This is a genomic window from Streptomyces sp. NPDC029014, assembly GCF_055564695.1.
Genome location: NZ_JBVHVT010000004.1, coordinates 76,669 through 92,266, shown reverse-complemented (window position 1 = coordinate 92,266; position 15,598 = coordinate 76,669). Strand labels below are relative to the sequence as shown.

17 protein-coding genes are annotated in these 15,598 nt (G+C 74.0%); 11 read left to right on the top strand and 6 right to left on the bottom strand.

Annotated elements, in window-relative coordinates; all coding sequences use genetic code 11:
- The first annotated feature begins 36 nt into the window (after positions 1 to 36).
- The 5 genes from ACZ4VL_RS03745 (at position 37) to ACZ4VL_RS03725 (ending at position 3,789) form a co-directional block, all read left to right on the top strand.
- Positions 37 to 1,596, top strand: coding sequence for an ALF repeat-containing protein (locus ACZ4VL_RS03745; protein ID WP_468195386.1), 1,560 nt, complete (start codon positions 37 to 39; stop codon positions 1,594 to 1,596).
- Positions 1,597 to 1,619: 23 nt separating this feature from the next.
- Positions 1,620 to 1,937 (top strand): ALF repeat-containing protein, encoded by a 318-nt coding sequence (locus ACZ4VL_RS03740; protein WP_468195384.1) that lies wholly within the window; start codon positions 1,620 to 1,622, stop codon positions 1,935 to 1,937.
- Positions 1,898 to 2,050, top strand: coding sequence for a hypothetical protein (locus ACZ4VL_RS03735; RefSeq protein ID WP_468195382.1), 153 nt, complete (start codon positions 1,898 to 1,900; stop codon positions 2,048 to 2,050). The genes ACZ4VL_RS03740 and ACZ4VL_RS03735 overlap by 40 nt, the downstream gene beginning before the upstream one ends.
- A gap of 129 nt (positions 2,051 to 2,179) precedes the next feature.
- On the top strand, positions 2,180 to 3,304 hold the full coding sequence (locus ACZ4VL_RS03730; protein ID WP_468195506.1) for a trypsin-like serine protease: 1,125 nt from the start codon (positions 2,180 to 2,182) through the stop codon (positions 3,302 to 3,304).
- A 269-nt stretch (positions 3,305 to 3,573) separates the two neighbouring features.
- A complete protein-coding gene (locus tag ACZ4VL_RS03725; RefSeq protein WP_468195380.1) occupies positions 3,574 to 3,789 on the top strand; it encodes a DUF6243 family protein in 216 nt (71 codons plus the stop codon).
- 70 nt (positions 3,790 to 3,859) lie between these two features.
- Here the strand turns inward: ACZ4VL_RS03725 and ACZ4VL_RS03720 are convergent, their stop codons facing one another.
- Positions 3,860 to 4,825 carry a pirin family protein gene (locus ACZ4VL_RS03720; protein WP_468195376.1) on the bottom strand — a complete coding sequence of 322 codons (966 nt, stop codon included), beginning with the start codon at positions 4,823 to 4,825 and terminating at the stop codon, positions 3,860 to 3,862.
- 106 nt (positions 4,826 to 4,931) lie between these two features.
- Between ACZ4VL_RS03720 and ACZ4VL_RS03715 the strand changes: the two genes are divergently transcribed.
- The 6 genes from ACZ4VL_RS03715 to ACZ4VL_RS03690 all read left to right on the top strand — a co-directional run bounded on the left by ACZ4VL_RS03715 (position 4,932) and on the right by ACZ4VL_RS03690 (position 9,404).
- Positions 4,932 to 5,282 carry a tetratricopeptide repeat protein gene (locus ACZ4VL_RS03715; protein ID WP_361085943.1) on the top strand — a complete coding sequence of 117 codons (351 nt, stop codon included), beginning with the start codon at positions 4,932 to 4,934 and terminating at the stop codon, positions 5,280 to 5,282.
- A 114-nt stretch (positions 5,283 to 5,396) separates the two neighbouring features.
- Positions 5,397 to 6,602, top strand: a complete 1,206-nt coding sequence (locus ACZ4VL_RS03710; protein WP_468195503.1) for a methyltransferase — start codon at positions 5,397 to 5,399, stop codon at positions 6,600 to 6,602.
- Between the two features lie 28 nt (positions 6,603 to 6,630).
- Positions 6,631 to 7,449 carry a MerR family transcriptional regulator gene (locus ACZ4VL_RS03705; RefSeq protein ID WP_468195372.1) on the top strand — a complete coding sequence of 273 codons (819 nt, stop codon included), beginning with the start codon at positions 6,631 to 6,633 and terminating at the stop codon, positions 7,447 to 7,449.
- Between the two features lie 130 nt (positions 7,450 to 7,579).
- Positions 7,580 to 8,242 (top strand): DUF6230 family protein, encoded by a 663-nt coding sequence (locus ACZ4VL_RS03700; protein ID WP_468195370.1) that lies wholly within the window; start codon positions 7,580 to 7,582, stop codon positions 8,240 to 8,242.
- Positions 8,233 to 8,751, top strand: a complete 519-nt coding sequence (locus tag ACZ4VL_RS03695) for a DUF6114 domain-containing protein (RefSeq protein ID WP_468195365.1) — start codon at positions 8,233 to 8,235, stop codon at positions 8,749 to 8,751. Before ACZ4VL_RS03700 ends, ACZ4VL_RS03695 begins: the two co-directional genes overlap by 10 nt.
- Positions 8,748 to 9,404 carry a hypothetical protein gene (locus ACZ4VL_RS03690; RefSeq protein ID WP_468195360.1) on the top strand — a complete coding sequence of 219 codons (657 nt, stop codon included), beginning with the start codon at positions 8,748 to 8,750 and terminating at the stop codon, positions 9,402 to 9,404. The genes ACZ4VL_RS03695 and ACZ4VL_RS03690 overlap by 4 nt, the downstream gene beginning before the upstream one ends.
- Positions 9,405 to 9,505: 101 nt before the next feature.
- On the opposite strand, the gene ACZ4VL_RS03685 is transcribed toward ACZ4VL_RS03690, so the two are convergent.
- From ACZ4VL_RS03685 to ACZ4VL_RS03665, 5 genes are all read right to left on the bottom strand, one after another.
- On the bottom strand, positions 9,506 to 10,936 hold the full coding sequence (locus tag ACZ4VL_RS03685) for a dihydrolipoyl dehydrogenase family protein (protein WP_468195357.1): 1,431 nt from the start codon (positions 10,934 to 10,936) through the stop codon (positions 9,506 to 9,508).
- Between the two features lie 64 nt (positions 10,937 to 11,000).
- Positions 11,001 to 11,372, bottom strand: coding sequence for a thioredoxin family protein (locus tag ACZ4VL_RS03680; RefSeq protein WP_468195355.1), 372 nt, complete (start codon positions 11,370 to 11,372; stop codon positions 11,001 to 11,003).
- 117 nt (positions 11,373 to 11,489) lie between these two features.
- The gene (locus ACZ4VL_RS03675; protein WP_468195352.1) at positions 11,490 to 12,929 is read right to left on the bottom strand and encodes an aldehyde dehydrogenase family protein; all 1,440 of its coding nucleotides are present in this window, start codon (positions 12,927 to 12,929) and stop codon (positions 11,490 to 11,492) included.
- 162 nt (positions 12,930 to 13,091) lie between these two features.
- Complete coding sequence (locus ACZ4VL_RS03670; protein ID WP_468195350.1) at positions 13,092 to 14,291, bottom strand: thiolase family protein; 1,200 nt, start codon at positions 14,289 to 14,291, stop codon at positions 13,092 to 13,094.
- Between the two features lie 218 nt (positions 14,292 to 14,509).
- On the bottom strand, positions 14,510 to 15,574 hold the full coding sequence (locus tag ACZ4VL_RS03665; protein WP_468195347.1) for a LacI family DNA-binding transcriptional regulator: 1,065 nt from the start codon (positions 15,572 to 15,574) through the stop codon (positions 14,510 to 14,512).
- Positions 15,575 to 15,598: the final 24 nt, after the last annotated feature.

Genomic DNA, 15,598 nt, shown 5'->3' with positions numbered 1-15,598 from the left:
GCGGGACGCGAACCCGGAGTCCGACCGGCACACCGGGTGCGGACCACCGACCACGACAGCCCGTCGGGCCGGGAACACGTCCTGGTCGGAATCAGCGCAACAGAAGGGAGTCGTGATGGCACCACGTTCACGACAGTTCAGCAGACGTCAGATACTCACCGCTTTCGCCGGGGTGGCAGCCGGTTGTGCGCTGCCGAACTGCACGGGCGCGCCGTGCGCACCGCTGCTGCCGCGGCCCTGGTGGGGGGTGCGGCGGACGTGAGGGCGTTCCTCGACGAGAAGCTGCCGGCGGCTCGGGCCGAGGACAACAGGTTCACGCTCACCCAGTCCCTGGTCACGGCGGGCAGGGCAACGCGCGAAGGCATCGGCGCGGCGCTGTCGGGCGGCACGGCGGCGGTCGAGACCTTCCTCAAGGGCGGGTTCCAGACCGCGGTGCGCGAGGACCTGAAGGTCGCCGTGACCACGGTCATGGCCCACGGTGGTCGTGCCGTGAAGCGGGATGCGTCCGCTGCGCTGGCGGCCGATCCGGACTTCGCGTTGCGCGCCTTCCTCAGCGGCGGCCAGTTCACCGCTCGTGAGGAGGACGAGCGGGTGCAGGTGACGTCCGTCCTCGTGACGGCGGCGTCACCGCAGGTGCGGGAGTACGCGCAGCGGGCACTGGACGACGGGACGCCGCGGGCGATCCGGTGGTTCCTCGAAACGGGCCAGTACATCGCCCGGGCCCGTGACGAGGAGACCGCGACGATCCAGCAACTGGTCAAGGTCGTGGAGACGGAGGGGCAGCGCGCCGGCCTGAAGACCGACGAGGCCGTCGAGCTGTCGCAGCAGGCGGTCAAGGCTGCCGAGAAGGCGAAGGAGGCGGCGCTGGAGGCCAAGGCCGAGGCCGAAGCCGCCGAACAGGACGTCCAGCGCTCCGCCGGGGCGGCGAACAAGGCGGCGCAGGCGGCCCGGGGCGCGGCAGCCGCCGCGGCGACCGCTGTGTCGGCCTCGCGCACGGCGCAGGCAGCCGCGCAGCGTTCGGTGGCGGCCGCACAGGCCGCCGCCGCAGCGGCCGCAGCGGCGGGACACGCCGCGGCTCGGGCGTACCAAGCCGCGATCGGGGCCTCCAAGGACGCAGCGATGGCGGATGCGGCCCGTGCGGCGGCGCAGGCTGCCACGGCCATGGTCGCGTTCGTCCGTACTGTGGCTCAGAAGGCCGACCTCGCGGCCGCGGCTGCCGAAGCGGCGGATTCCGCGACGCGGCCAACAGTGCCGCCGATCACGCCGCGAAGGCGGCCGCGGCCGCTGTGGAAGCGGCGAACCATGCCGGCCAAGCGGTCGACTACGCCGACCGGTCGACGGCGGCAGCCAATGCGGCCGTCGAGGCGGCGAACAAGGCCGCCGACGCCGTCGACAAGGCACGTGCGGTCGAACAGACGGCTCGTGAGGCCGAGACGGCCAGGCTGGCCGAGGAGACCGCCGAGGCGATCGAGCGGGCGCGGCTCGAGGCGAGCGCGGAAACGAAGCAGCTCGAACGGTACGACCGGGAGCGGACGCAGGAGGCACGCCTGTCCGAGGAGCTGTTCGCGCTCATCGGCTCCGCGGAGTCGGCGCTGAAGGCCGGCAGGACCGCGGATGCCGTGGCGGCCGGACGCAAGGCAGCGATCCAGTTCATCGGGCGGGCGGGAACGTGGACGCGGGAGGCGGCGGAGTTCGCGCTCGCCGGCTCGGACGAGGATGTCGTCCACTGGATCGACGCCGACCGCCTCATCGCTCTCCACCAGGACAACGTCGAGAACCTCGCTGCCATGGCGGCGATTTCGACCAGGAAAGTGGCCCTGGCTGCCGTGGAGGTGCTCAAGACCGAGGACCCCGCGAAAGTGAAGGCGTTCCTCGAGAGCTCAAGTCAGTGCACGGAGTGCGGACCGACGATTCCGGCAACACCCACCTCGCGATGACCGCCGAGAACGACCGCGTCGAATACGACATCCCCGCAAAGACCTGGGAAGGGGTCGGCGAGTCCGTCGACGGCCGCGAACACATCCTGGTCGAAATCCGCATCACCAAGTAGTCCGCGCCGCCTTGTGACGAGGACCGCACGGCGACCGCGGCACCCTCGCGATCCGCGTCGAGCTTCACGTCACCGGCCGACCACCGGTCCCGCACACAGCACGACCGACTCCGACGCACACCCCACCGCATCCTGTTCCTGAAGGAAACCGCACATGTCTGCACTCCGTCCGCGCACCGCGCGGATATCGGGCCTGCTCGTCACTGCGACCGCGGTCGCCGCGGGCCTCGTTCCCGCCGGCTCCGCCCACGCGTCTCCGGCCCGGAGGTGGCGGCCGGCCAGCACGCCTCCGTCGTCAAGCTGAACATCGGCGACGAGGCGAACGGCCGCGGATGTACCGGCTCCGTCGTCGACGTCTCCTGGGTCCTGACCGCCGCGAGCTGCTTCGCCGCGACGCCCGGTACTACGGTGCCGGCCGGTGCGCCCGTGCTCAAGACCACTGTGACCCTCGGCGACGGCCGGCGCGTCGACGTCTCCGAGCTCGTCCCCCGCACCGACCGGGATGTCGTCCTGGCCCGCCTCGCCACTCCCGCCGGCGGCACCGCGCGCATCAAGCAGGCGAACGCCGCCCCGGCAGCCGGCGCCGATCTGACCGCCGTGGGCTACGGACGGACCAGGACCGAGTGGGCGCCCGGCAAGGCCCACACCGGCGCGTTCACCCTCAACACCTCCGACGCCACCTCCCTGACCATCACGGGGAAGGGCACCGACTCCCTCTGCAAGGGCGACACCGGCGGCCCGCTGCTGAACGCCGCCGGTGAGCTGGTCGGCGTCAACAGCCGGTCCTGGCAGGGCGGCTGCCTCGGTACCGACCCTGCGGAGTCCCGCACCGGCGCCATCGCGGTACGCACCGACGACCTCGGCGGTTGGATGGAGGAGACGGCACGACGTTCCCTCGCACAGGGTGGCCTGAACGGTGACGGCCGCTCCGACGCGGTCATGGTCTACCACCACGCCGACGGCTCCGTCGCCTTCTACAGCTCCCTCGCCAAGACCGACGGCGGTTTCGGCGACTCCACCGCCGGCTACACCGTCCCCGCCAACAGCTGGGACCGCAACGCCATGAGGCTGATCACCGGCGACTTCAACGGCGACCACCGCACCGACATGGGCATGATGTACCGCCACGCAGACGGCACCATCAAGATGTACACCGGCCTCGCCAACACCGCCGGACTCATCCAACCCTTCACCAGCAGCTACACCACCCCCGCCACCGCCGGCTGGGACTGGAACGCCATCCAGCTGCACTGACCCTCTCGCCGGACACGGTGCCACCACCCCCCGTCTCCCGCCTCGGCGCCCCTCGGCGCCAAGGCGGGACGGTCGTCCCGGCCGCTGCCGGGGCGGCGAAGGGGTTGGCACGCGGGGCCGACGGAACCGGGTAACGTCTTTGTCATGTTCTTCCAGACGCCGATGTACGAGTGAGAGCGCGACGGGCCGCCTGACGTCCTTCGACGTCGCCGCGCCCGTACCCCACCGATGAATCCGTAGATCACTTCACATCACCACCGGGAGAACCCGTGTCCGACAGCAAGAACATCAACAACCCCGTGGGCCAGGGCGGCGGCCAGCGCAAGAGGCTGTCCCGCACCGAGCGGCAGAACAACGGTCCGCACCGCAACCTGGACCGCCAGGGTGCCGCCGCCCAGAAGGCGGAGCTGGTGCGCAAGATGCGCGAGAAGGCACGCGCGGCCGAGGAAGCCGGACAGTCGAGCGACGACACCGCACGGAGCTGACGCACCGCCGCCGCAGGACGGCACCGCACGGGGCAGCCGCGGATCCGGCAGCCCCGTCACCCCCAGCGGTTCAGCGCACCCTTCCCCTGGGCTTCAGGTGGGTGGGGGGCAGTGCCGGCGCCGGGATCGGGGGGCCGTCGTAGCCCTTGACCTCGCCGTAGCGGGTGCCCTCCATCCAGTCGTGGCGGAACTGCTCGATCTCCTCGTGGGAGCGGCCGATCCAGTTCCAGAACATCACGATCTCCTCCTCGAACGGCTCGCCGCCCAGGAGCATCAGGCCCGCGTCCGAGGCTGCGCGCAGCGGGAGTTCGGTGCGGCCGCAGCCGAGGTAGAGCATGGATCCCGGGAGGACCGGGACGCCGTCGACGTGGGCCTCGCCGGACATGGACAGGACCGCGTACTCGAAGTCGGGGTCCAGGGGGAGCCGGGCCTCGGTGCCCGCCGCCAGGGCGATGTCCGCGCCGACGATCGGGGTGTACGCGGTGCCGGGCGAGGTGGCCGTGTCGAGGGTGCCCAGGATCACGGTGGCGCTCAGGCCGGGGGCGGTCACGTGCGGCAGCTCGGCGTGGTGCTGGAAGTGCGGCTCCACGTCGCGGTGGGCGTCGGGGAGGGCCACCCACAGCTGGGCGCCGTGCAGGAACCGGCCGTGCGTGCGGGGGCTCTCCTCGGAGTGGCTGATCCCGCGGCCCGAGGTCATCAGGCCCAGCTCGCGCGGCCGGATGGTCTGCAGGCTGCCGACGCTGTCGCGGTGGAGCACCTCCCCGGCGTGGAGCCAGCTCACCGTCTGGAGGCCGGAGTGGGGATGGGGCGCAACCTGCATGCCGGGTTCGCCCGCGATGTCGTCCGGGCCGTAGTGGTCGACGAAGCACCAGGCGCCCACCATGCGGCGCCCCAGGTTCGGCAGGAGTCGGCGGACCTCGGTGGATTCCCCGAGCTTGACCGTGCGCGGGCTGAGGAGCTCGCGCACGGGTTCGGCCACGACGAAGCCGCGGCCGCCGCAGGCGGAGAGAGCGGGCTGGCGATCAAGATTGCTCATGCGGACCAACTTAGTACCGCCGCGGGCGCCGTGTTCCGTGGAATGCCAGGCTCCCCTCCCGTGTTGGAGGGGGCGGACGCAGCACCCGAGCAGCGGAAGGAACCCGATGGACGCGCCGACGACGTACTACGAGCAGGGGACGGCAGCCGAGCGCTGGGCGCGCGCCCGGCTCTTCTTCGACGCGAAGGAGTACGCGACGGCCGCGAAGGTGCTGGACGCGCTGGCCGCCGAGGTCCCCGAGCAGCTCGCCCCCCGGCTGCTGCTGGCCCGCGCCTACTACCACTCCGCGCAGCTCTCGCGCGCCGAGCAGGAGCTCCGCGCGATTCTGGAGCGCTGGCCGGTGGAGGACTACGCGCAGCTGCTGCTCGGCCGCACCCTGGAGCGTCGGGGCCGCGCCGCGGAGGCGGCGCCGTACCTGCGGCTGGCCGCGGCGATGGCCGGCGACTTCCCCGAGTAGCGGCCGGGTCCGCCGCTCTTCCCGGCACGCGCGCACGCCGTCCGGCCCCTCCCGCCGCGCGTGCGTGCGGGGGCGGGGGGCCGGCTCGGTTAGCCTGGGGGCACGATGAACCGTCTGACCACGCCTTTCGGCTCCCACGAGCTCACCCGCTTCCCCGCCGACCCGCGCGACCGCCTCCGGGCCTGGGACGCCGCCGACGAGTACCTGCTGCGCCACCTGGACGCCGGTACGGGCGAGCGCGGCCCCGTGGACCTGGCCGGCGCCGGGCAGGTCACCGTGCTCGGGGACCGCTGGGGGGCGCTGGTGACGGCGCTGGCCGCGTACCGGCCGGCCCAGATCACCGACTCCGCCCTGACCCGGGCCGCCACCGAGGCCAACCTGGCGCGCGCCGGGGTGGCCGAGGGCACGGTCACGCTGCTGACCACGCAGGACGCGCCGCCGCAGCGGATCGACGTGCTGCTGGTGCGGGTGCCCAAGAGCCTGGCCCTGCTGGAGGACCAGCTGCTGCGGCTCGCCCCGCACGTCCATGCGGGCACGGTCGTGGTCGGCACCGGCATGGTCAAGGAGATCCACACCTCCACGCTGAACCTCTTCGAGCGGATCCTCGGCCCGACCAGGACCTCCCTCGCCGAGAAGAAGGCCCGGCTGATCTTCTGCACCCCGGATCCCGCGGTCACGGCGGCCGCGACCGCCGCCGCGCCGGCCGGCGGCGGCTGGCCGCTCACGTACACGCTGGACGGGGACGCCGGCTCGGGGGCCGGGCTGACCGCGGTCAACCACGCGGGGATCTTCTGCGCGGACCGCCTCGACGTCGGCACCCGGTTCTTCCTGCAGAGCATCCCGACCAACACGGACGGCGCCCGCGTCGTCGACCTGGGCTGCGGCAACGGCATCGTCGGCACGGCGGTCGCGGTCGCCGACCCGGGCGCGGAGGTCGTCTTCGCGGACGAGTCCTACCAGGCGGTGGCCTCCGCCCGGGCCACGTACGAGGCGAACGTCCGGCGCGGCTCCCGCGACCGGGCCGAGTTCCTCGTCGGCGACGGGCTGTCGATGCTGCCGGCCGGATCGGTGGACCTCGTCCTGTGCAACCCGCCGTTCCACTCGCACCAGGCCATGACGGACGCGACGGCGCTGCGCATGTTCGCGCAGTCGCGGCGGGCGCTGCGGCCGGGGGGCGAGCTGTGGATCGTCGCCAACCGCCACCTCGGCTACCACACGCACCTGCGCCGCCTCTTCGGCAACAGTGAAGTCGCCGCGAGCGAGCCGCGGTTCGTGGTCCTGCGGGCCGTGAAGCGGGAGAAGCGCCAGCGCCCCATGTGACCAGCCGGTACGTCCTACACTCGGCCGCGTGAGCAGCCTGGTGCGGGACGACGTGGACGGCGCGGACGGCGTGGACGGCGAGAGCGGCCAGGAGGGCCGGGAGGGCGGCGGCGCCGCTGCGGTTCCGGGCCGCTACCGCCGGGAGGAGCTGGCGCTGGCGGCCGGCGTCAAGGTGCGCAACCTGCGCTACTACCAGGAGCGCGGGCTGCTGCCGCCGCCGCGCCGGGAGGGCCGGATCGCCTGGTACTCCGAGGACCACCTGACCCGGCTGCGTCTGATCAGCGATCTGCTCGGGCGGGGTTACACGGTCAACGGCATCGGGGAGCTGCTGCACGCGTGGGAGGCGGGCGGGGGCCTGTCCCAACTGCTGGGCCTGGAGCGGGCGATGACCCGGGACTGGGTTCAGGAGGACCCGGTCACCATGACCCTGGCGGAGCTGGCCGAGCTGTTCGGGCCGGCGGCGACGGCCGAGGACACCCGGCGGGCGGCCCGGCTGGGGTACGTACGCATCGACGGGGACCGGGTCACGCACCGGAGCCGGCGGCTGCTGGAGGCGACGCTCACGCTGGTGCGGCAGGGCGTGCCGCTCGCGGAGATCCTCGACGCGGGGGACCTCGTCCAGACACAGGCGGCGGCGCTCGCCGACCGGTTCGTCGGACTGTTCCGGCGGCATGTGATCGGCCCGGACGGGCTGGAGCACCTTTCGGCCACGCAACTGGATCACATCAGCAGCGCGGCGGCGGCGCTGCGTCCGGTGGCCGGCGAGGTCGTGGCCACGGAATTCGCCCGCGCGATGGCCCGGAGGATGGAGGACGAGGTCGCCGAACTCCTGGGCACGGAGCGGTAGGCGGGACGGGACCGACGGGTAGGACTCGGCCGAAACGGTACGCCCGAGCAACCTTGCCAACCCCTATTGGCACTCTTACATTCAACTCGTCGGTAACAACGGTGCACAGCCGAAATAAGGGACGATCCCCATGACCGATTCCCCGCACTTATCGGACGTATCCGGCCCGCCCGGCAGTGCTGCCTCGGCCCCCGACGAGGGTGCCGGCCGGGTCCGTTGGCGTCGCTTCGCCGTCCTGACCCTCCCCGCCGTGGCCGTGACCGCCGGCCTCGGCATCGCCCTCGCGCAGGGCGCGCTCGCCGCCTCCTTCGCCGTCTCCGGCCAGCAGTTCAAGGTCGCGGCGTCGAGCCTCGACGGCGAGGGCTTCGCCCAGTACGGCAGCATCGACGTCAACGCCCGCCAGGAGCTGATCCCGGTGGCGGTCACCGCCATCAAGGAGGCCCGCCTGCACAACCTGTGCCAGTCGGTCGTGACCTCGCTCCCCCTGGTCGGCGACATCTCGCTCAACCTCACCGCCGGCAAGAACGCACCGGTCGAGGCGAGCAACCTCTTCGTCGACGCCACCCAGCTCTCCGGCAACGCCGTCTTCACCAACATCGAGATCGGCCGCGACGCCTCCACCCTCGACAAGGGCCCGGCGGAGGCCGTGGGCATGCAGGACCTGTTCGCGCAGCAGGCGGACACCGTCAGCATCACCGATCTCCAGCAGACCGCGTGGGCGACCAACGCGGGCACGTTCAAGCTCTCCGGGCTGAGCATGGGCATCAGCAAGGGCAAGAAGGAATGCTTCTGAGCCGCTGGCGGCGGTGGCGGCGCACCAGGCCGTTCTGGGGCGGGCTCTTCGCCGTCCTCGCCGGAGCCGAGATATGCGTCCTGCCGCTGGCACCGCTGAAGGTCATGCTCCAGCAGGGCGTGGCGGGCATCCCGTCGGTCCTCATGGGGATCGTCATGATCGTGCTCGGTCTCACCGCCTGGTTCGCCCCCGCCCAGCGCGGCCTCGCCGGGGTCCTCACCACGCTCATCGCGACCGCCGCGCTGGTGCTGTCCAACCTCGGCGGGTTCCTGATCGGCACCCTGCTCGGCATCCTCGGCGGCGGCCTGATGTTCGCCTGGCAGCCGTACGCCGCCCCGCACCCCGCGTCAGCGCAGGACGCCGCGTCCACGCAGGGCACCACGTCCGCGCAGGGCACGCCCGCGGGGGGCTCCCCCACACCCCCGCAGGCACCCTCTCCGTCCCCTCCCACCCCCGCACCCGCTCCCCCCTCCGCCCCGCACCACGATCCCCAAGGAGCACAGCCATGAGCCGAAAGCGCACCGCGCTCGCCCTCGGGATGGCAGCCGCCGGAGTGCTGTCGGTGGCCTCGGCCACCGCCACCGCCACCGCCGTGCCCCGGCCGGTCGCCGGGTCGACGACCGTCACCCCGGCCGGCCACTCCTTCAAGGCCACCCTCAGCGGGAAGGCCACCCTCAAGGCCGGCGCGGTCACGGTGACCTGCACGGTCTCGGTCACCACCGGCGCCGTCCCGGCCGCCCCCGGCAACCAGAACCCCGCCGGACCGGTGTCGTCCCCGATCACCCCGCCGACGTACAGCTCGTGCACCGCCAGCCTCCCGGGCGTGACCCCGACGGTCACGACCAGCGGCGCCTGGTCGGTGTCGATGCAGTACGGCTCCCCCGTCACCGCCACCATGACGGTCCCGGCCGGCGGGCTCGTCCTGCAGACGAGCGGCCTGGCCAACTGCACGGTCACCGCCGCGCCCTCCGGCCCGGCCAACGTCTCCGGGACCTGGGCCAACGGCGCCCCGCCGAGCCTGACCTTCACGAACGCCACCGTGCCGGTGACGGTCACCGGCGGCTTCGGCTGCCCGACCAGCGCCACGACGTCCACCTTCAACGCCGTCTACAAGATCACCGACACCACCGACCCGGCCCAGCAGATCACCGTCGGCCCCTGACCCCCGGCCGGCCCGCGCACGGGCGGGCCCGCCCGCCCCGGACCTCCCGGGGGCGGGCGGGCCCGGCCTGGCGTACGTCAGGGGCCCGCCGGCCCACGGCGCTAGCCCCGGTAGGCCTCCAGGAGCCTCAGCCACACCTCGCTGATCGTCGGGAACGACGGAACCGCGTGCCACAGCCGGTCGACCGGCACCTCCCCGGCGACCGCGACGGTGGCCGCGTGCACCAGCTCGGCCGCGCCCGGCCCGACGAAGGTGACGCCCAACAGCACCTCCCGGTCCAGGTCGACGACCATCCGGGCGCGCCCGCGGTAGCCGTCGGCGTACAGCCCGGCCCCCGACACCTTCCCCATCTCGTAGTCCACGGCGCGGACCCGGTGGCCGGCCCGTTCGGCCTCGGCGAGGGTGAGGCCCACCGCCGCCGCCTCCGGGTCGGTGAACACCGCCTGCGGCAGGGCCCGCCGGTCGGCGGTCGCCGCGTGCGCACCCCACGGGCCGTCGTCCAGTTCGGGGGTGCCGGCCGCGCGGGCGGCGATGGCCGCGCCCACGATCCGGCCCTGGTACTTGCCCTGGTGGGTGAGGAGGACGCGGTGGTTGACGTCGCCGACCGCCCACAGCCAGTCGTGCCCCGGCACCCGGCAGCTCTCGTCCACGTCGATCCAGTCGCCCGGCGTCAGCCCGACGGTCTCCAGCCCCAGGTCGTCGGTCCGCGGCGCGCGGCCGGTCGCCATCAGCAGCTCGTCGCCCTCCACGATCTCGCCGCCCTCCAGCACCACCCGGACCGGCCCGGCCGGCCCGTCGCGGACGACCGCTTCGGCCGAGACGCCGGTACGGACCTCCGCGCCGGCCTCGCGCAGCGCGTCCGCGACCATTTCCCCGGCGAAGGGCTCCATCCGCGGCAGCAGCCCGGAATCGCGCGCCAGCACGGTGACCTTGGAGCCGAGCGCCTGCCAGGCCGTCGCCATCTCGGCGGCCACCACCGAGCCGCCGACGATCACCAGCCGGCCCGGCACCTCCCGGGCGGAGGTGGCCTCGCGACTGGTCCACGGCCGGGCCCCGGCGATCCCGGGCAGCGGCGGGATGACGGCGCGGCTGCCGGTGGCGACCACCACGGCGTGCCGGGCGGAGAGGACGTGGTGCTCGCCCTCGGCGCCTTCGACGACGACCTTGCGGGTCCCGGCGAGGCGGCCGTGGCCCCGGTAGGTGTCAGCGCCGATCGAGTTCAGCCAGTCGACCTGGCCGTCGTCCTTCCAGTTCCCGGTCCAGTAGTCGCGGTGCGCGAAGACCGCCTGTGGGTCGAGGCCGCCCGTGACGGCACCCGCCAGCCCGGGCACCCGGCGGGCGTCCGCCCTGGCCAGCGCGGGGCGCAGCAGCGCCTTGCTGGGGACGCAGGCCCAGTACGAGCACTCGCCGCCGATGAGCTCGGCCTCCACGAGGGCGGTGCTGAGCCCGGCGGCACGGGTCCGGTCCACGACGTTCTCGCCGGCCGGCCCGCCGCCGAGGACCACGACGTCGTACTCCACCTCTTGCGCCATGCGCGCCTTCCCAGGGGTGTCGGGGCCGGTGATCGGGGTGGTCCCCCGGCCGGTCCCCGTCACACTAGCCCTGGTCCTGCTCCGCGGCGGCGATCTTCGCGCGGACTTCGTCCATGTCGAGGGCGCGGGCCTGCCCGATGAGGTCCGTCAGGGCCGGCTCCGGCAGCGCGCCGGGCTGGGCGAAGACGGCCACCCGGTCCCGGACGATCATCAGGGTCGGGATCGAGGTGATCGCGAAGGCCGCGGCCAGCTCCTGCTGGGCCTCGGTGTCCACCTTCGCGAACACCAGGTCGGGATTGGCCTCGGAGGCCTTCTCGTACACCGGGGCGAACTGCAGGCAGGGCCTGCACCAGCCCGCCCAGAAGTCGATCAGCACGAACGGGTTCTCGCTGACCGTTCGGTCGAAGTTCTCTTTGGTGAGCTCGACGGTAGCCACGTTTCCAGACCTCCTGATTGGCTCGTACGGTCCTTGAACGAACGACCCGCCCCGCGCATTCCGGCCAGGGGCCGAAGGGGGGACGGGCGCCGACGGACGGACGCACCGGCTGGTGCACTAGAACGGGTGCCCGGCCGGAGCGGACCGCAGCGTGCTCCAGCGCAGCTCGGTGAACGCGTCGAGGTTCGCCTCGCCGCCGAAGCGGACCCCGGTGCCGGAGGCGGCGACCCCGCCGAAGGGGGCCACGGCCTCGTCGTTCACCGTCTGGTCGTTGACGTGCGCGATCCCGGTCGGGATCCGCGCGGCGAGCTCCAGACCGTGCGCCGCGTCCCGGGTGACGATGCCGAGGGAGAGGCCGTACGGGCCGGCCGAGGCCAGTTCCACCGCCTCGTCCTCCGTCGCGAAGGACCGGACGGGCGCCACCGGCCCGAAGACCTCCTCCGCGTACGCGGGCGTGTCGTCGCCGACGCCGGCCAGTACGGTCGGCCGGTAGAACAGGTCCTCGTGGGTGCCGCCGGCCACGAGCTTCGCGCCCTGCTCCGCGCTGGCCCCGACCAGCGCGTGGACCCGGTCGAGCTGGGTGCGGTCGATCAGCGGCCCCAGGTGCACCTGCTCCCGGTACGGGTCCCCCACCGCCAGCGACTCGGCGCGGGCGGCGAGCCGCTCGACGTACTCGTCGTACAGGGAGGCGTGGACGAGGTGCCGGCCGGTGGTCATGCATATCTGGCCCTGGTGGAAGAAGGACCCCCAGGAAGCCTGGGCCACGGCGGCCTCGACGTCCGCGTCGCGCAGGACGAGCAGGGCGGAGTTGCCGCCCAACTCCAGGTGCAGCCGCTTGAGGTGACGGCCGGCCAGTTCGCCGACGGCCCGGCCGGAGGCCGTGGACCCGGTGAACGACACGACCCGCACGAGGGGGTCGGCGACCACTGCCGCCCCGGTGTCGGGGCCGCCGGGCAGCACCTGGAGCAGCCCGGCGGGCAGACCGGCCGCGGCGAACACGGCGGCGAGCGCGAGGCCCCCGCACACGGCGGTCCGGTGGTCCGGCTTGAGGAGTACGGCGTTGCCGAGGGCCAGTGCCGGGGCGACGGAGCGGATCGACAGGATCAGCGGGGCGTTGAACGGGGCGATCACCCCGACCACCCCGGCCGGGACCCGGCGGGTGAAGGAGAGCCGGGGAGCCTCGCTCGGCAGCACCTGCCCGGCGGGCCGGGAGGCCAGGGCCGCGGCCTCGTAGCACTCCTGGGCGGCGACGTGCAGCTCGAAGTCCGCCTTGCCGGGTATGGAGCCCGACTCGCGGACCAGCCAGTCGCGCAGCTCCGCGGCGTGGGTGGTGAACAGGTCGCCGGCCCTGCGCAGGACGGCGGCCCGCTCGGTGTGCGGGGCCGGGCCCCAGTCCTGCTGCGCCGCCCGGGCCCGCGCGGCGGCCTCCGCGACGTCGGCGGGTGCGGCCAGGTCGACGGTGGCGAGGGTGCGGCCGGTGGCGGGCTCGACGACCGGCGCGGTACCGCCGGTGAGGGTCGGCCCGTCCTGCCAGAGCGTCGGTTCGAGGAGCGGCATGGCGCGGTGCCTCCGGAGGGGTCGGCGGAACGGCTGGCGGCGGGGGGCGGCGGCAGAGCAGCACGCGCCATCGTGCCAGACCGCCAGGCACCACATCTGTTCAGTTATTGGGCAGTTGAGGCCCGCGTTGACCGGAAACGATCGCTGCGGGCCCGTCGCTGCTCAGCGCTCCAGGACCAGCGCGATGCCCTGTCCGACCCCGATGCACAGCGCCGCGATGCCCTTGCCGGAGCCCGCCGCGGCCAGCTGGTGCGCCACCGACCCGGCGAGCCGGGCGCCCGAGGCGCCGAGCGGGTGCCCGATCGCGATGGCCCCGCCGCGCGGGTTGACGACCGCCGGGTCCAGCTCCGGCCAGGCGGCGAGGCAGCCCAGCGCCTGCGCCGCGAAGGCCTCGTTCAGCTCCATGACGGAGAGGTCGGCCAGGCCGGTGCCCGCCTTGGCGAGGGCCCGCTGCACGGCCTCGACGGGGCCCAGCCCGAACAGCTGCGGCTCGATCCCGGTCACCGCGGAGGCGCTGATGCGGGCCAGCGGCTCCCGGCCGGTGGCCGCCAGGCCCGCCTCGTCGGTCAGGAGCAGCGCTGCGGCGCCGTCGTTGAGCGGGGAGGCGTTCGCGGCCGTGACGGTACCGCTGCCGTCGGTCCGGAAGACCGGCTTGAGGCGGGCCAGCGCCTCCGGGGTGGACCCCTCGCGGATGCACTCGTCGCGGACGAGGTCGACGTCCGGGTACGGCACGACCTCCTCGTCGTACAGTCCGGCCGACCAGGCACCAGCCGCCTTGCGGTGGCTGTCCAGCGCGAACAGGTCCTGCGCCTCGCGGGTGATGCCGTGCTTCTCCGCGATGAGTTCGGCACCCTCGCCGAGGGAGACGGTCCACTCCTCGGGCATCCGCGGGTTGGTCATCCGCCAGCCGAGCGCGGTCGACCACATCTGCTGGTGGGTGGCGGGGAAGGGGCGCTCCGGCTTCTGCACCACCCAGGGCGCGCGGGTCATCGACTCCACGCCGCCCGCGATGGCGACGGACGAGTCGCCCAGGGCGATGGACCGGGCGGCCTGGATCACCGCTTCGAGGCCCGATCCGCACAGCCGGTTGACGGTGACGCCGGGCACGGTCACGGGCAGTCCCGCGAGGAGCACCGCCATGCGGGCCACGTCCCGGTTGTCCTCGCCGGCGCCGTTGGCGTCGCCGAAGACGACGTCGTCGATCCGGGCCGGGTCGAGGGAGGGCGTACGGTCCACCAGCGCGCGCACCACGTGCGCGGCGAGGTCGTCCGGGCGGACCCCGGCGAGGGCGCCGCCGAACTTGCCGATCGGGGTGCGGACGGCGTCGACGACGTACACGTCGCGGACGGTGCGGATGCTCATCGCGTCTCTCCTGGGCGGATCCGTGCGGGCGGCGGCGGGACGGTGCCGCCGTCGGCACCGGGCACGACGCCGGGCGCGCCCAGTGGGGCGCGCCCGCAGTCTCCGTCCGCCGGTCACCGCCTGTCAACGGCGGCAGGGGGCGGGGTGGCACGGCGTGCCGGGGCCGGGTCGGCCGGGCCCGCGGCGCGGGACCAGGTGGATCGGGTGGATCGGGTGGATCAGGTGGAATCGCGGCGGACGGCGGTGGCGGCCACCGGGCCGTGCCGGTCGGGGGTCTCCTCAGGCTCCCGTACCGCCCGGTCCACGAGCTCCGCGAGGTGGTCACCGGTCGGCATCTCGAACCGCACGGTGCTCAGCCGGGGCCGCAGCAGCCGGCCGAGGAGCAGGTCGCCCGCCCCGATGACGGCGACGTCCTCGGGGATCCGCAGCCCCTCGTCCAGCAGGGCGCGCATGAGCAGCATCGCGTACTCGTCGTCGTACGCGAACACGCCGTCCAGGCCGAGGGTGCGCCAGCGGGCGGCGAGCTCCGCGGCGGACTCCTCGGTGTAGGCCATGGTGAGGGGCACGACCGGGGGCACGGCCGGGGGCACGGCCGAGCGGACGGCCGAGCGGGCTCCCTCCAGGCGGGCCGCGGCGGACAGCGCCGGACCCTCCTCCGCCGGGACGACCACGCCGATCCGCCGGCGGCCGCGTTCCAGCAGGTGGGCGGCGGCCCGGGCACCCACCTCGGCCTGGTCCGTGATCAGGGCGTGCGCCCCGGGGACCCGTGCCGGGCCCATCGTGATCACTGCGCGGGCCCCGGCCCGCTTGAGGGTGCCCACGTTGTGGGCCGACGGCGTGATCCGCCCGAGGCAGACCACGGCGACGGGACGCAGCTCCGCCCAGGCGCGGGCCGCCTCGTCACCGCTGAGGCCGAGGCTGCCGTACTGGACCACCGTGTAGTCGAGGCGGCGCAGCGCCCGCTGGAGCTCGTTGAGGAAGCCGCTGTGCAGCGGGCCGACGGGGCCCTCGGAGGCGGGCAGCAGCACGATCCGGGTGTGGCCGGCGCGCAGGCTGCGCGCGGCGGCGTGCGGCACGTACCCGAGCTCCTCGGCGGCCCGGCGGACCCTGCGGCGGGTCGGTTCGCTGATGCGGACCGCTTCGGCGTTGTTGAGGACGTACGAGACCGTCGCGCGCGAGACCCCGGCAAGGCGGGCCACGTCGGCGCTGGTGGGCGCGGACGGCGGCGTCGGCGCCGCGAGGGACGGCTTCGGCGGCTTCGGCGGCTTCGGTGACTGTGTCATCGCCGTGGCATCCTTCCAGACCGG

Excerpts from the sequence above, each read along its gene's own strand:
- ACZ4VL_RS03715 (WP_361085943.1), top strand. The coding sequence starts at position 4,932 with ATGGACGCGCCGACGACGTACTACGAGCAGGGGACGGCAGCCGAGCGC.
- ACZ4VL_RS03665 (WP_468195347.1), bottom strand. The coding sequence starts at position 15,574 with ATGACACAGTCACCGAAGCCGCCGAAGCCGCCGAAGCCGTCCCTCGCG.
- ACZ4VL_RS03700 (WP_468195370.1), top strand. The coding sequence starts at position 7,580 with ATGACCGATTCCCCGCACTTATCGGACGTATCCGGCCCGCCCGGCAGT.
- ACZ4VL_RS03675 (WP_468195352.1), bottom strand. The coding sequence starts at position 12,929 with ATGCCGCTCCTCGAACCGACGCTCTGGCAGGACGGGCCGACCCTCACC.
- ACZ4VL_RS03720 (WP_468195376.1), bottom strand. The coding sequence starts at position 4,825 with ATGAGCAATCTTGATCGCCAGCCCGCTCTCTCCGCCTGCGGCGGCCGC.
- ACZ4VL_RS03670 (WP_468195350.1), bottom strand. The coding sequence starts at position 14,291 with ATGAGCATCCGCACCGTCCGCGACGTGTACGTCGTCGACGCCGTCCGC.
- ACZ4VL_RS03690 (WP_468195360.1), top strand. The coding sequence starts at position 8,748 with ATGAGCCGAAAGCGCACCGCGCTCGCCCTCGGGATGGCAGCCGCCGGA.
- ACZ4VL_RS03685 (WP_468195357.1), bottom strand. The coding sequence starts at position 10,936 with ATGGCGCAAGAGGTGGAGTACGACGTCGTGGTCCTCGGCGGCGGGCCG.
- ACZ4VL_RS03695 (WP_468195365.1), top strand. The coding sequence starts at position 8,233 with ATGCTTCTGAGCCGCTGGCGGCGGTGGCGGCGCACCAGGCCGTTCTGG.